The following is a 14,490-nucleotide window of genomic DNA, read 5'->3' as shown; positions in this document are numbered from 1 at the left end:
AATTATGGTGCAACGTTATCAAAATAACCTTCTAACGCCTCAAGCTGCAGATCACCTGCTTCGAGTGCGTTGAAGGTACGGCGAAACTCACTCGCTTGTTCATGTTCTTTTAGGTACCAACCCACATGCTTACGAGCAATGCGAGGGCCTAAAAACTCTCCATAAAATTCATGTAGAGCGTGAACATGGCCAAGCATGATGTCTTTCACTTCCGAAACCGGGAGTGGGTCCATCGTGGTGCCGTTTTCCAAATAGTGTAGGATTTCGTTAAAAATCCATGGACGACCTTGGGCAGGACGACCAATCATTAAAGCGTCAGCGCCGGTGTACTCCAGCACAAACTTAGCTTTTTCCGGGCTATCGATATCACCGTTAGCAATAACCGGAATAGATACAGCTTGTTTCGCCGCTTTAATGTGTTTGTATTCTGCCTCACCTTTGTACATACAAGCGCGAGTTCTCCCGTGAAGGGCAAGTGCCTGTATGCCGCAGTCTTCGGCTATTTTAGCGATTTGGACACAGTTTCTGTTATCTGTATCCCAGCCTGTACGAGTCTTTAACGTTACTGGAACGTCGACTGCGTTTACCACAGCTTTCAAGATCTCTTCAATGAGGTCTGGATACTGAAGTAGGGCAGAGCCCGCAAGCTTCTTATTCACTTTTTTTGCTGGGCAACCCATATTGATATCGATGATTTGCGCACCGTTATCGACATTGAATTGCGCAGCCTCGGCCATAAGCTGTGGATCTGCACCAGCGATTTGTACTGAACGAATGCCCGATTCGCCTTCATGTACCATACGCTGCTGAGACTTCGACGTTTTCCAAACCTTGGGATTGGAGGACATCATTTCACTGACTGCCATCCCCGCACCGTAGCGAAGACACAACTCACGGAATGGTCTATCCGTTACGCCAGCCATTGGAGCGACGATTAGATTGTTCTTAAGTTGATAATTTCCGATTTTCAAAACGTCATCACAGTTCTGTACCAGCAAGGGCGCGCATTTTACGCATTTTTTCGCTGCGTGAAAAGACTAATATTTGAGCATTTACAATTTGTTTTTGTAATTTGCATAAAATTCAATCAATTAGCGCCCAAAGTCTTGTCTAGCCTTGCTTGCGACCAGAGATTCGACACCACTCTTGCTGCTCGATAATCGGATCAATGTGAAGCTCATCACGATAATAAGTCGCAACATCTTCCGCTTGTGTATCTAAAACACCCGACATCGCAAGCACACCATTTGGCTTAACTAGGCCTTTGATGATGCCTGAAAGATCGCGCAGTGGACCGGCAAGAATGTTGGCAACAACAACGTCTGCTAGTAAACCTTCAGGCTGATCTTGTGGCAAGAACACCTCAAGTTGCTCAGCAACGCCATTGCGCTCTGCGTTGTCTTTTGATGCAAGTAGTGCTTGAGGATCAATGTCGATCCCGATAACTTTTGCTGCGCCTAGTTTGATCGCTGCGATCGCTAGGATGCCTGAGCCACAACCGAAGTCGATTACGGTTTTGCCTGAAAGATCTAATCCTTCAAGCCACTCAAGACACAATGCTGTTGTTGGGTGAGTACCAGTACCGAATGCAAGGCCAGGGTCTAGCATTACGTTTACCGCGTCAGGTTCAGGGATATCGCGCCAGCTTGGGCAGATCCATAAACGCTCACCAAACTTCATTGGGTGGAAGTTGTCCATCCATTCACGTTCCCAATCCTTGTCTTCAATTTGCTCAACTTTATGAGCAAAGTCTGCAGGGAACATGTTGCTTGCTTTAATCTGCGCTAGAACGACACCTGTATCAATCTCAGCGTCGTAAAGCGCAAGAATGTCAGTGTCACCCCAAAGGCGAGTTTCACCCGGCAGAGGCTCAAATACAGGGGTATCTTGTGCATCCAGGAAAGTTACAGAAAGAGCACCAGTCTCTTCCATTAACATGTCGCCAATTTGTTCGGCATTTTCATTGGTAGCATTAAGCTTGATTTGAATCCAAGGCATGGCTGAATCTTCTATATGAGAAAAATTGGATGGCGAGTCTAGCAGAAAATATGAGCAAATTCACCAAAACCCCAAGGAATATAATGGGGAATATTGATTGCGTTTTTTGGACGCTTAAAAACAAAAATGCCCACCAAAGTGAGCATTTTATTTTGTCCATTTAAGAACAAATTACACGAGGCTAGTTTCTATTGAAGACCAAGTTTCTTCTCAAGGTAGTGGATGTTTGCACCACCGTGTTGGAAGTTTTCGTCGTTCATAATCGACTCTTGTAGAGAGATGTTTACTTTGATGCCTTCTACAATCATTTCACCTAGTGCGTTCTTCATACGAGAAATCGCAACGTCACGGTTCTCACCATAAGTGATTAGCTTACCGATCATTGAATCGTAGTGTGGTGGAACTGTGTAGCCAGTGTAGATGTGAGAGTCCCAACGAACGCCCATACCACCAGGAGCGTGGAAGCGCTCAATCTTACCTGGTGAAGGTAGGAACTTCTCTGGATCTTCCGCGTTGATACGACATTCGATCGCGTGACCTTTGATCTTGATATCGTCTTGCGTGAAAGATAGAGGTTGACCAGCAGCAACACGAAGTTGCTCTTTGATTAGGTCAACGCCAGTTACCATCTCTGTTACTGGGTGCTCTACTTGAATACGAGTGTTCATTTCGATGAAGTAGAATTCGCCATTTTCGTATAGGAATTCAAATGTACCTGCACCGCGGTAGCCGATTTCTAGACATGCACGAGTACAACGTTCACCGATGTATTTACGCATCTCTTCAGTGATACCTGGAGCTGGTGCTTCTTCAACAACTTTCTGGTGACGACGCTGCATTGAACAGTCACGCTCACCAAGGTGGATAGCACCGCCTTGACCGTCAGCAATTACTTGTACTTCAACGTGACGTGGGTTTTCTAGGAATTTCTCCATGTAAACCATGTCGTTGTTGAAACATGCTTTTGCTTCAGCACGTGTCATTGCGATTGCTTCTGTTAGTTCACCTTCAGTGCGAACAACACGCATACCACGACCACCGCCGCCGCCAGACGCTTTGATGATCACTGGGTAGCCAATGCGCTTAGCATGTGCTTTGTTTGCTGCTTCGTCGTCGTTTAGCGGGCCGTCAGAACCAGGTACACAAGGTACACCTGCTTTCTTCATTGCCGTGATTGCTGAAACTTTGTCACCCATGATGCGGATAGTTTCTGCTTTAGGACCAACGAAAATGAAACCGCTTTGTTCAACTTGTTCAGCGAAGTCTGCGTTTTCAGATAGGAAGCCGTAGCCAGGGTGGATAGCAACAGCGCCTGTAACTTCAGCTGCACTGATGATACGAGGGATGTTTAGGTAGCTATCGATACCACGAGCAGGGCCGATACAAATGGTTTCGTCTGCTAGCAGTACGTGCTTAAGGTCACGGTCAGCTGTTGAGTGAACAGCAACCGTTTTAATGCCTAGCTCTTTACATGCTCGCAGAATACGTAGTGCAATCTCACCACGGTTCGCGATTACTAATTTATCTAACATAATGAGGCTTCTCTATTATTCGATAATTACTAGAGCTTGGTCGAACTCAACTGGTTGGCCGTCTTCAACAAGGATTGCAGTTACAACACCAGACTTATCAGCTTCGATTTGGTTCATCATCTTCATTGCTTCAACGATACATAGTGTGTCGCCAGCGTTAACTTGTTGACCAACTTTTACGAATGGTTTTGCGTCTGGGCTTGGTGCGCCGTAGAACGTACCAACCATTGGAGAAAGAACTTGGTGACCTGCAGGTGCTGCTGGAGCTTCTGCTGCTTCTGGAGCTGCCGCTTGAGCTGGAGCTGCTGCAGGAGCTGGTGCCGCTGCTGGAGCCGGAGCTGCTGCGTATTGAATTGGTGCTGCTACAGGTGCAGTGCCGTTGCGGCTGATGCGTACTGACTCTTCACCTTCAGAGATTTCTAGTTCTGCGATACCAGACTCTTCAACCAATTCGATTAGCTTTTTGATTTTGCGAATATCCATCGTTTCTTTCTCTTTTGTTAATTAACTATGCTCTATGACTAGAGCTGGTGTCTATTAGTTCGGTTATGTTCGTTATTTTGACTGCAACTTGTGAATCGCAGCAGTCAAAGCAAATTGGTAGCCTTGTGCGCCTAAGCCACAGATTACCCCTTCGGCTTTATCTGAGAGGTAAGAGTGGTGCCTAAAAGGTTCACGTGCATGAACATTCGATAGGTGCACTTCAATAAATGGGATCGCTACGCCAAGTAGTGCATCACGCAACGCCACACTGGTATGTGTAAAGGCCGCTGGGTTGATGATAATGAAATCAATATCTTGATATGCATTATGGATAGCTTCGATCAGTTCATACTCACGATTTGACTGTAAGTGAGATAGCGCAACATCTTGTGTTTTCGCTTGCTCTGTTAGTGAGCTAATAATCTGCTCAAGTGTTTGAGAGCCGTAGTGTGCCGGTTCTCTTAGGCCTAACAGGTTAAGGTTTGGGCCATTTAAAACTAGAATGCGAAACTTTGTAGACATCGTGGGGCTATCTTCCTTTATCGTGATTACGACCTTGAATGTTGCCATTTTATTGAAAATTTGGGGTTAATTTCCAGTGAGAAAAACCCAAATTTAAAAATTAGAACCAGATTATAGCTAATTCAGCGCAAATCGCAGCAATTTACTGGTCTAATCTCCTATTGATAGCAAGTGAAATTGTTACCAACTTAACAAAAAAGCGTTATTACCTTAATTGTGGTGTGGATATTTGAGAGCAAGATCAGTCATAAAAAAACCGCCACATAGGTGACGGTTTGGAAATGATCTGTTTTAAACAGTGATTCTGGTGTGACAGCTATTATGCCAATTCAGCTTTCTCTGCAATCAGCTTATCAACCACACTTGGGTCTGCTAGCGTTGAAGTATCACCAAGGTTGCCAGTATCGCCCGTTGCGATCTTACGCAGGATACGACGCATGATCTTACCTGAACGGGTTTTCGGTAATGAATCGGTCCAGTGCAGCACGTCTGGTGTCGCAATAGGGCCTATCTCTTTACGCACCCAGTCTTTCACTTCTTTATGAAGCTCTGCGGTTGGGAAATCACCATCATTAAGCGTGATGTAAGCGTAAATCGCTTGGCCTTTGATGTCGTGAGGAATACCGACAATCGCAGCCTCTGCAATCTTATCGAATGCAACGAGCGCTGACTCAATCTCTGCAGTACCCATACGGTGACCAGATACGTTCAGCACGTCATCAACACGACCAGTAATCCAGTAGTAGCCGTCTTCATCACGACGAGCGCCATCACTGGTGAAGTACATGCCTTTAAACGTAGAGAAGTAAGTCTGTTCGAAGCGGTCATGATCGCCATGAACAGTACGCATTTGACCTGGCCACGAGTCTAGAATGACTAGGTTGCCGTCGGTTGCGCCTTCAATGATATTACCCATGTTATTTACTAGCGCAGGTTGTACACCGAAGAATGGACGAGTCGCTGAACCCGGTTTTAGGTCGGTAGCGCCTGGTAGTGGGGCAATTAGGATACCGCCCGTTTCGGTTTGCCACCATGTATCAACAATAGGAGACTGCTCGTTACCAATCGTTTTGTAGTACCACTCCCACGCTTCTGGGTTAATGGGTTCACCTACTGAGCCCATGATTCTCAAACTGTCACGAGAGGTGCCTTCAACCGCTTCATTGCCTTTCGCCATCAATGCACGAATAGCCGTTGGTGCAGTGTAAAGAATGTTGACTTGGTGCTTATCCACCACTTCACTCATTCGACTTGTGTTCGGGTAGTTTGGTACACCTTCAAACAGGATTGTCTTAGCGCCGTTAGCCAGTGGTCCGTATACAAGGTATGTGTGGCCAGTAATCCAACCCACATCTGCAGTACACCAGAAGGTTTCGCCTTCTTGGTAATCAAATACGTATTTAAAGGTCATCGCTGCGTAAACAAGGTAACCACCGGTAGTGTGCATTACACCTTTCGGTTTGCCTGTTGAGCCTGATGTATAAAGGATGAATAGTGGGTCTTCCGCATTCATCTCTTCTGGTGGGCAGTCTGCTGACACGTTTGCTGTCGCCTCATGCCACCAAATATCACGGTGCTCATGCCATGCAACCTCACCGCCAGTACGCTTAAGCACCATCACTTTTTCGATGGTTTTCACTTCTGGGTTGGTCAGTGCTTCGTCGACGTTTTTCTTAAGAGGAACAGCTCGGCCGCCACGCACGCCTTCATCGGCTGTGATCACGACTTTAGCATTCGAATCGATAATACGACCTGACAGTGCCTCTGGTGAGAAACCACCAAATACCACGGTATGAACCGCACCAATACGAGTACACGCCAGCATAGCAACTGCAGCTTCAGGAACCATAGGCATGTATAAACAAACCACATCGCCTTTACGTACGCCTTGCTCTTTTAGAGCGTTAGAGAACAGACATACTTCTTTGTGCAGTTCATTAAAAGTTAGGGTTTTATCATCTGCAGGGTCATCGCCTTCCCAGATGATGGCGACTTCATCACCGCGCTCAGCAAGGTGGCGGTCAATACAGTTCGCCGACACATTCAATGTGCCATCTTCAAACCAGCGAATATCGATGTGGCCTGGGTCGAAAGAGGTATTTTTTACTTGTGTGAAAGGTTTAATCCAATCCACGATTTTTCCGTGTTCACCCCAAAAGCCTTCTGGGTCAGAAACAGATTGTTGGTACATGGCTAGGTAAGTGTCATTATCCGCGTGTGTGGTTGATTTAATATTTTCTTTTACCGGATAAACGTGGGCTTCACTCATTGCATCTCTCCTTGTGCCTACATTCCTAATGAACTGGCAACTTCCTTTGTGTTCAGTTTCTAGGTCTATTATAGAACCGTCTTTGTGTTATCACTCTCGGCTAGGACGGCGATTTCCACAATTAGACTTTAGGATGAGACGCCGCTTTTCACTTACAAACTAGCGAGTTAAGTTCATTTTTGAGATGTTGCTCTCTATGTCTAGCTGCAAGGGTTGAATTAGGTGTACGAAGAGTTGAAGCGGGGCAGATCACCATGTTTCAGGCGGACAAAGATCAGCGCAGCAGAGATAGCATCTTGTAATGCATCATGTTTATTGACTGGAATTGGTAAGTCGAGCTGGCGACAAATTGCATCCATGCTGAGGTCGAAATAGGCATTGGGCAGCTGTCTTTCGAGTTTGTCTTGATAGAGTTGGCTCACTTCGATTAATCGGTTAGGCAGCGGAAATCCGAGTTGTTTTAAACAGGCGCGGTCGAGAATTTTTTTGTCATAGCGGATGTGATAGCCGACTAAAGGACGATTACCAATGAAGCTTAGCAGTTCAATTAGGGCTTGTTTCTCTTCGATTCCGTGTTTGAGGTCTTGATGGCGGATGCGGTGGATTTTTATTGAATTGCAGTCGAGCGATTGAGGGGCTCGTAATCTAACTTCGAAGGGCTTACTGGTGATGATGCGGTTACCGATGATCTTGGTCGCGGCAATGGTCACCAGTTCAGCCTGATTAGGGTCGAGGCTGGTGGTTTCGCAATCGAGTGAGACATATTCTTGATGAAGAGGCGCAGTAAACAGAGGCTGATGCGGAGAGCCTTTGAGCTTGTGATGCCAGTAATAGCGAACCAGTCTATTCATCGTGCAATCGCCTAGTCCCTTATCTGATAGTGGTAGCCGAGCCATTGCTTGAATTTCTTAACCACGTGCAGGCTATGACGAAGCAGATCTCGATCTGCTCGCTCCATTAGTTTGACGTCGATTTTATTGCTGCTGTGCTGTTGCGACAGGCGTTGTGATAAACGCCACTTAAAAAACTGCTTGATCGCTTCACTGAGGTTATCCGCGGTACTTTGCTCTAGTACCTTCTTACTCACGAGATGCTCAATGCGTTCAAAGGTGTTATTGACCGTCACGCCGTGTTCAAGGCTCAGTGCTCTAACACCATGCACTATAGGGAAAATACCACCTTGTTTTATGTCGAGTCCGGACTTGGACTGCTTTACATTACCAAACAGGTTCAGGGGAACTGAGAAGTTAAGGGCAGGGCGGCAGAACTCGGTCAGAATCAATTCCTGTCCGAGCATCAAATCACTCAAGTGCTGCTTAACGGGGAGTAACAGGTCTCTATTGCCTGCAACAGCATGTGCATCCGCCATGATGGCAATATCCATCACTGTCTCTGGCGTTGCTTTTTTTACCCACCTCGTCAGAGTTTGTTTCCATTCTTGTTCTGAGTGAACCCACTTCGGGTTGTTGACCATGACGTTGCCAGGACACAGTGGATAACCTAACTGTTGCAACGTATGAGTGAGATCGTTCATGGCGTTTTGGCATTGGTGCCACTCTAATCCGTCTTGAATGATCAACGCATTGTCTTGATCGGTTTTGAGTATCTGTTCTCCGCGTCCCTCTGAACCCAGCACGATGAGGCAGCAATGGTTGTGTAGTGCAGGGGGAATAACCAGTTCAAATGCCTTTTCAATAATCTGTTCATTGACGGCCGAAATTAGCTCCATGATGAAACGTGTACGAATACCATTATTGAGCAGGCTTTCGACCAATTGACGTTGCTTGTTGGAGGCCATGGCCAATTCTTCAATGCTGGTGGCTCGAGCGATATGCAAAGTAAGAACATGCGAGTGAGTGGAGAACGCACTGAGTATTTGCGTCATATCCACCATGCCGACCGCATTTAACCCATCACAAACCATCAGCCTTTTTACACGATTCCTTGTCATGGTGATCATGGCGTTAAACAAGAAGTCACCATGATTAACATGCAAAACAGGGTAGGTTGCTATCTCGCCGACAGGTGTATCGAGCGGGCGATCATCAAGCATCACCGCGTGTAATAAATTGGTCCGTGTGACGATTCCGTACGGAAAGGAACATGATGATCCAAAAGCTTTTGGATCATCATGTTCATAATGAACCAAGGCCGAGTCTAAGCCTTGTTCTTTAAGGGTTTGAGTGACTTGATTGATAGGTTGGTCAGGTTCAAGTATCAGTGGTGGGTGGTAAATCGAGTCGTCGACTTTGGTCAGTATGAACTCAGCAAGATTCTGCTGTTGCTGAGCGGCTTCAATCAATGCTTTTCGGGTCGAGAGGTTACTATCAAAGTAAGCGGCGAACTGGCCGTTGGCGTGGTATAGCTCAAGAAAAACGTCGTTTGGTAATAGGTAACTTAAGGTATCTTCTAATGCGATATATTGATGTTTGGTATGAGGCTCAAACTGGCTGCGCACATCGAAAATATCGTCATTGGCATAGTGCGCATAGATCTCTCCGTCACTGCTAGCGCGCTCTTCGACAGCCCCTTTAATCAGAATATGCAGGTGGCGGCTCGGGCGGTCGGCCTCCAATATCACTTCGTGAGCTCGGTAGTAAACCACATCTAAAGCTGAGCGTAGCGTTAACTGTTCCGCTTCAGACAAGCTATCGAAAGGCGGGTGCTGCATATTAAATTTATCAGGCATAAGCAATCGCAAGGGAGTTAGAGTCTCTTTTTAGTGTGACAAATTACCAGCGAAGCTCCAGACGACTTTAGTCTAAGTGAGAGAGTGGCGATTTGGAGAGCTTAGATATCTTGCTGAAATGCGATATCTGAACTAATTGAATATGGGAATACTATCCCCGCAATAATTCCCTTTTTCATCTTTTGTGACCTAGGCATAATTGGCGCTTCCTTGTTCCGCACATTTTTATAGGTTGCCTATGTTTAAACCTTCCCCTTATGGCTGGATATCCCAGTATTTTCTCGGTTTCTTTTTTGCCTATGGTGTTTATCTGCCATTTTGGGCGCTATGGTTTGAAGACCAAGGCGTTTCTGCGGGGGACATTGGCGTATTGATTGGTGTGGGTTTGGCTACGCGTTGTGTTGCCAACTTTGTGATAACACCACGTATCTATAAAGTTGAGCATTTAATGCCAGCATTGCGTTGCCTCAGTTTTGTCGCGCTATTATTTGTTGGTTTCCATTTCTTTACTGGTGGTAGCTTTTTATTGATGCTGCTAGCAACGGTAATGTTCAACCTCTGCTATGGACCGATTATTCCGCTTTCTGATGCAATGGCGAACCATTACAGCCGTCTCAAGATGCTCGACTACGGACGTACACGCTTGTGGGGTTCAGTGGCATTTATTGCGGGTTCTACCGTGGTTGGTTATCTGGTGGCTGAATTTGGTACGGATATGATTTTGTATACTGCACTGGCAGGGGTGTTAGTGTCTTTATTGTTCGCGATGAGAACCCCGAACGTAATGCCAGTGACAGAATCAGAGCAAGTGGCTGAAAGACCTAAACTTGGTCAACTATTACGTGAATCATCGGTAGTGAAGTTTCTTGCATTGATGGCACTGCTTCAAGGAAGCCACGCTGCGTATTACAGCTTTAGTGCGATTTACTGGAAAGAGGCGGGGCACTCTGAGGCGATCATCGGTTATCTGTGGAGCTTGGCTGTGGTTGCTGAGGTGGCAGTATTTGCTCTGAGTAAGCGACTGTTTGCTGGATTATCATTGCGCACTCTGTTTGTGATTGCTGGTATCGGGGTCATGGCTCGTTGGGGTATCACCGCATCAACGACTGCGATCCCAGTATTGATAGTGGCTCAGCTGTTGCACGGGGTGACATTCGCCATGGCACACATCGCTGCTATTCAATACATTCAGTCTCAAGAGTCGAACAAAATGGTGGCATTGCAGGCTCTGTACAATGCGATACCACTTGGCGCCTTTATCGCATTAATGACGACCCTAAGTGGCTGGGGCTACGAACTGTGGGGCGCGAATATCTTCTGGGGAATGGCTGCGATGGGTGTAATTGCCCTGTTTATCAAGCTTGATGAAAGAAGCTCTGTGGTTGAAGTTAATCAACCCGAGTCAGAAGTTCATAGCTGATAACCAATCGTGATTATTAGAGTCTAAAGCACAGAATTTAAGCGATGCGATTGAGTTAATGACTCATCCTTAGTTAAATGAAACCTCTCCCTTATGGAGAGGTTTTTTATGGATGAAGAAAGGGTTTTCAATGCAAGGATGGGTAGTAATTCCAGTCTCTTTAGCCTACTTGGGCGTGTTATTTCTGATCGCTTGGTATGGAGACAGGCAGGTTCGTTGGCTATCGCGTTGGCGACCGTGGATCTATAGCCTCTCTATTGCGGTGTATTGTACCTCTTGGACCTTCTATGGAACGGTGGGTCAGGCGAGCAATAACCCTTGGTCTTTCTTACCCATCTATCTTGCACCGATTTTGGTCTTCACCCTTGGGTGGCGGATCTTAGCGCGACTGATTCTGATCGCGAAGCGGGAACATATTACCTCAATTGCCGATTTCATTGCGGCTCGCTATGGTAAATCTCAAGGTTTAGCGGTAGCGGTGACGGTTATCGCAGTGATCGGTATTCTGCCTTATATCGCCTTACAACTACGTGGTATCACCATGGGGTTGGATATCGTTGCCCCGAGTCTGGCTCAAGATTTTGGCTATCAGGATTACCATGTTTCTTGGTTTGTGGTCGGTGCGCTGGCCATTTTTACCATGCTGTTTGGTACAAGGCACATAGACAATACGGAACACCACCGTGGCATGATGATGGCGGTGGCGTTTGAGTCGATCGTTAAGCTGGCGGCATTTTTGATTGTTGGCCTATTTATCATGTATTTGGCGATGAGCAGCGACAAGATTGACCTGCTCGACGTGGCGGCGAGCACTTATGAATCGCCGAATATTCCGACCTTAATTATCCATACTGTTTTGACCATGTTGGCGATTGTCTGCTTACCGCGTCAGTTCCATACCATGGTCGTTGAGAATGAACGTCCTCAAGATCTGCACACCGCTCGTTGGTTATTTCCGCTTTATCTGATTTTGATGGGGCTGTTCGTTCTGCCAATTGCATGGGCTGGGCAAGGACTGCTTCCGAGCATGCCTGCAGATACGTATGTGATCAGTCTGCCGATGGCTGAAGGCGCCAATCATATTGCCTTGCTTGCGTTCCTTGGTGGTACATCTGCTGCTAGTGGTATGGTAATTGTGTCGACCATCGCGTTGGCGATCATGGTGTCGAACGATTTAGTGATGCCGCTATTGCTGCGCCGCATGCGACTTACCCAAAGGACTCATCGCCACTTCTCTGGGTTGCTATTGGTGATTCGTCGTGGGCTTATTTTATTGCTTCTACTTGGTGCTTGGTTGTTCTATCAGGCGCTCGATACCATTCATTCCTTGTCTGCGATTGGCTTCCTTTCGTTTGCGGCGATTGCTCAATTTGCTCCGGCACTGATTGGTGGTTTGTACTGGCGCCCGGGTAATCGCAAGGGTGTTTATGTCGGTTTAATGGTTGGCTCGGTGATTTGGCTCATTACCTTGATGAGTCAAACCAGTATGTTGGCTGGCGACAGTCAAAGTAACTTGCTGCTGTGGGTCATCACACCACCAGAGTTACTCAGTAGTTGGGATATTAGCAGTTCAAACTGGGGGATAGTCCTGAGTATTGTGCTCAATACTTTGTGTTATGCCGTGGTTTCTATTTCGACCAGGCCAAGCCTAAGTGAGCGCTTACAATCGGCGGCATTTGTTGGTACGCCGCTGCCTGAAAATGAGAACATTAGCCTTTATCAAAGCCGTGTAACCGTGGCTGAACTAGAGATGCTGGCGTCGCGGTTTGTTGGTCGAAAGCGAGCGAAAAGCGCTATCCAAAGTTACTGGCAGCAACACGGTCAACCGCTGCTTCCTAATCAACAAGCGCCAGCAAGCTTGATTCGACATGCTGAGCGTGTACTGGCGGGTGTGTTTGGAGCCTCCTCCGCTAAGTTAGTACTCACTTCTGCTCTGCAGGGCAGAAATATGCAGCTTGAAGAAGTGGCAACCATCGTTGATGAAGCCTCTGAGTTGTACGATTTCAGCCGTGGCTTGCTACAAGGTGCGATTGAGCATATTGGTCAAGGTATTGCAGTGGTTGATAAACAGATGAGGCTGGTGGCATGGAATCAGCGTTACTTAGAACTGTTTGAATTCCCTGCTGGTTTGATACAAGTGGGCAGGCCGATCTCCGATGTGATTCGCCACAATGCTCAGCAAGGGTTGTGTGGTCCGGGTGACCCTGAAGATCATGTGCGTCGCCGTGTTTATCACTTGGAGCAAGGCACACGACACACCTCTTCTCGCATTCGTCCTGATGGTCGCGTGATTGAGGTGCAAGGTAATCCAATGCCGAGCGGCGGCTTTGTGATGAGCTTTACCGATATCACGGTATTCAGACAAGCAGAACAGGCGCTAAAAGACGCCAATGAAAGCTTGGAATCAAGAGTGCACGAACGAACTCAAGAACTCGAAAAACTGAACCATCGCTTGGTCAAGGCGACACAAATTTCTGATCAAGAATCGCAATCTAAGAGTCGTTTCTTGGCCGCAGTAAGCCACGATTTGATGCAGCCACTGAATGCGGCGCGCTTGTTTGCTTCGTCACTTTCGGAGGTAGCAAAAGAGCAAGAGGTGAAGCAGCTTTCATCCCATATTGAAAGTGCACTGGGTGCGGCAGAGGACTTGATTGGTGATTTGTTGGATATCTCACGATTAGAGTCCGGCAAACTGGAAACCAACATTCACGCCATTGCGGTGCATGATGTGCTCGCTAACTTGAATGCTGAATTTAGCGCCTTAGCGACGCAGCAAAAAATTGATTTCAAGATGATCCCATCATCCCTGTTTATTCAATCTGACCCTAAGTTGCTGAGACGAGTGATTCAGAACTTTTTGACTAACGCCTTCCGCTATAACCCAGAGGGGAAAGTAGTGCTCGGAGCAAGACGAGTCAGGGGGCAGGTGCGAATCGATGTGTGGGATAACGGAACCGGTATTGATGAAGACAAGCAACAAGAGATCTTCGAAGAGTTCACTCGTGGTAGCCAAGTGCGTTCCGATCAAGGTTTAGGGCTGGGGCTCGCTATTTCTAAAGGTATTGCTCATGTGCTTGGTCATCAAATATCGATGCGCTCATGGCCGGGGCAAGGCAGTGTTTTCTCTATAACCTTAGCAAGAGCGGAACAAGTGGCTCCGGTTGTACAAGTAGCAGCGACAGTGGCGAGCAGTGACATCGAGCACCTTAAAATCTTGTGTGTTGATAATGAACGAGAGATTTTGGTTGGTATGGAGAACCTGATTGGTCGCTGGGGTTGTGAGGTTAAAACGGCAGTTGATTTGGTCGAGAGTTTGAAGTGCCTCGATGGTGACTGGAAACCCGATGTGATTTTTTCTGATTACCGCCTCGATAATGGGCGAACAGGGCTTGAGGTGTTGCAACAGTGTCGCTTGCGCCTTGGAGATTCCTTTGAAGGGGTCATCATTAGTGCCGACAGAACCGATGACATGTTGGCGGCGATAAAGGCCAACAGCTTTAGCTTTATTGCCAAGCCAGTGAAACCGCTAAAACTCAGAGCAGTATTGAATCGCGTGAGTTAGTTTAAGTCATTATTA

General features: G+C 46.9%; 10 protein-coding genes. 2 read left to right on the top strand and 8 right to left on the bottom strand.

Annotated elements, in window-relative coordinates; all coding sequences use genetic code 11:
• Nucleotides 1-2: 2 nt before the first annotated feature.
• The 8 genes from dusB to OCV52_RS14720 all read right to left on the bottom strand — a co-directional run bounded on the left by dusB (nt 3) and on the right by OCV52_RS14720 (nt 9,499).
• Complete coding sequence (gene dusB / locus OCV52_RS14755; RefSeq protein ID WP_008219544.1) at nt 3-971, bottom strand: tRNA dihydrouridine synthase DusB; 969 nt, start codon at nt 969-971, stop codon at nt 3-5.
• Nucleotides 972-1,110: 139 nt separating this feature from the next.
• A complete protein-coding gene (gene prmA / locus OCV52_RS14750; protein WP_137406933.1) occupies nt 1,111-1,998 on the bottom strand; it encodes a 50S ribosomal protein L11 methyltransferase in 888 nt (295 codons plus the stop codon).
• A 188-nt stretch (nt 1,999-2,186) separates the two neighbouring features.
• The gene (accC, locus tag OCV52_RS14745) at nt 2,187-3,530 is read right to left on the bottom strand and encodes an acetyl-CoA carboxylase biotin carboxylase subunit (protein ID WP_063525207.1); all 1,344 of its coding nucleotides are present in this window, start codon (nt 3,528-3,530) and stop codon (nt 2,187-2,189) included.
• Between the two features lie 15 nt (nt 3,531-3,545).
• A complete protein-coding gene (accB, locus tag OCV52_RS14740) occupies nt 3,546-4,013 on the bottom strand; it encodes an acetyl-CoA carboxylase biotin carboxyl carrier protein (protein WP_061033584.1) in 468 nt (155 codons plus the stop codon).
• Nucleotides 4,014-4,085: 72 nt separating this feature from the next.
• Nucleotides 4,086-4,535 (bottom strand): type II 3-dehydroquinate dehydratase, encoded by a 450-nt coding sequence (aroQ, locus tag OCV52_RS14735; protein WP_102425463.1) that lies wholly within the window; start codon nt 4,533-4,535, stop codon nt 4,086-4,088.
• Nucleotides 4,536-4,854: 319 nt separating this feature from the next.
• Nucleotides 4,855-6,804: an acetate--CoA ligase gene (acs, locus tag OCV52_RS14730; RefSeq protein ID WP_137406932.1), complete on the bottom strand. Its 1,950-nt coding sequence runs from the start codon at nt 6,802-6,804 to the stop codon at nt 4,855-4,857.
• A 218-nt stretch (nt 6,805-7,022) separates the two neighbouring features.
• Nucleotides 7,023-7,655, bottom strand: coding sequence for a 3'-5' exonuclease (locus tag OCV52_RS14725; protein ID WP_137406931.1), 633 nt, complete (start codon nt 7,653-7,655; stop codon nt 7,023-7,025).
• Nucleotides 7,656-7,666: 11 nt separating this feature from the next.
• Nucleotides 7,667-9,499, bottom strand: coding sequence for a DUF294 nucleotidyltransferase-like domain-containing protein (locus OCV52_RS14720; RefSeq protein WP_206383560.1), 1,833 nt, complete (start codon nt 9,497-9,499; stop codon nt 7,667-7,669).
• Between the two features lie 232 nt (nt 9,500-9,731).
• On the opposite strand from OCV52_RS14720, the gene OCV52_RS14715 reads away from it, so the two are divergent.
• Both OCV52_RS14715 and OCV52_RS14710 read left to right on the top strand, forming a co-directional pair.
• Nucleotides 9,732-10,913: a 3-phenylpropionate MFS transporter gene (locus OCV52_RS14715; RefSeq protein ID WP_137406929.1), complete on the top strand. Its 1,182-nt coding sequence runs from the start codon at nt 9,732-9,734 to the stop codon at nt 10,911-10,913.
• Between the two features lie 130 nt (nt 10,914-11,043).
• Complete coding sequence (locus OCV52_RS14710; RefSeq protein ID WP_137406928.1) at nt 11,044-14,475, top strand: hybrid sensor histidine kinase/response regulator; 3,432 nt, start codon at nt 11,044-11,046, stop codon at nt 14,473-14,475.
• Nucleotides 14,476-14,490 lie beyond the last annotated feature (15 nt).

Origin of the sequence: Vibrio chagasii, assembly GCF_024347355.1 — a bacterium.
GTDB lineage: Bacteria > Pseudomonadota > Gammaproteobacteria > Enterobacterales > Vibrionaceae > Vibrio > Vibrio chagasii.
The sequence above is the reverse complement of the archived record's forward strand: the minus strand, read 5'-3'. Positions and strand labels throughout refer to the sequence as shown.

Bases quoted from the DNA above. Each gene is read 5' to 3' on its own strand.
- accB (WP_061033584.1), bottom strand. From the start codon at position 4,013: ATGGATATTCGCAAAATCAAAAAGCTAATCGAATTGGTTGAAGAGTCT.
- acs (WP_137406932.1), bottom strand. From the start codon at position 6,804: ATGAGTGAAGCCCACGTTTATCCGGTAAAAGAAAATATTAAATCAACC.
- OCV52_RS14725 (WP_137406931.1), bottom strand. From the start codon at position 7,655: ATGAATAGACTGGTTCGCTATTACTGGCATCACAAGCTCAAAGGCTCT.
- accC (WP_063525207.1), bottom strand. From the start codon at position 3,530: ATGTTAGATAAATTAGTAATCGCGAACCGTGGTGAGATTGCACTACGT.
- OCV52_RS14715 (WP_137406929.1), top strand. From the start codon at position 9,732: ATGTTTAAACCTTCCCCTTATGGCTGGATATCCCAGTATTTTCTCGGT.
- prmA (WP_137406933.1), bottom strand. From the start codon at position 1,998: ATGCCTTGGATTCAAATCAAGCTTAATGCTACCAATGAAAATGCCGAA.
- OCV52_RS14710 (WP_137406928.1), top strand. From the start codon at position 11,044: ATGCAAGGATGGGTAGTAATTCCAGTCTCTTTAGCCTACTTGGGCGTG.
- aroQ (WP_102425463.1), bottom strand. From the start codon at position 4,535: ATGTCTACAAAGTTTCGCATTCTAGTTTTAAATGGCCCAAACCTTAAC.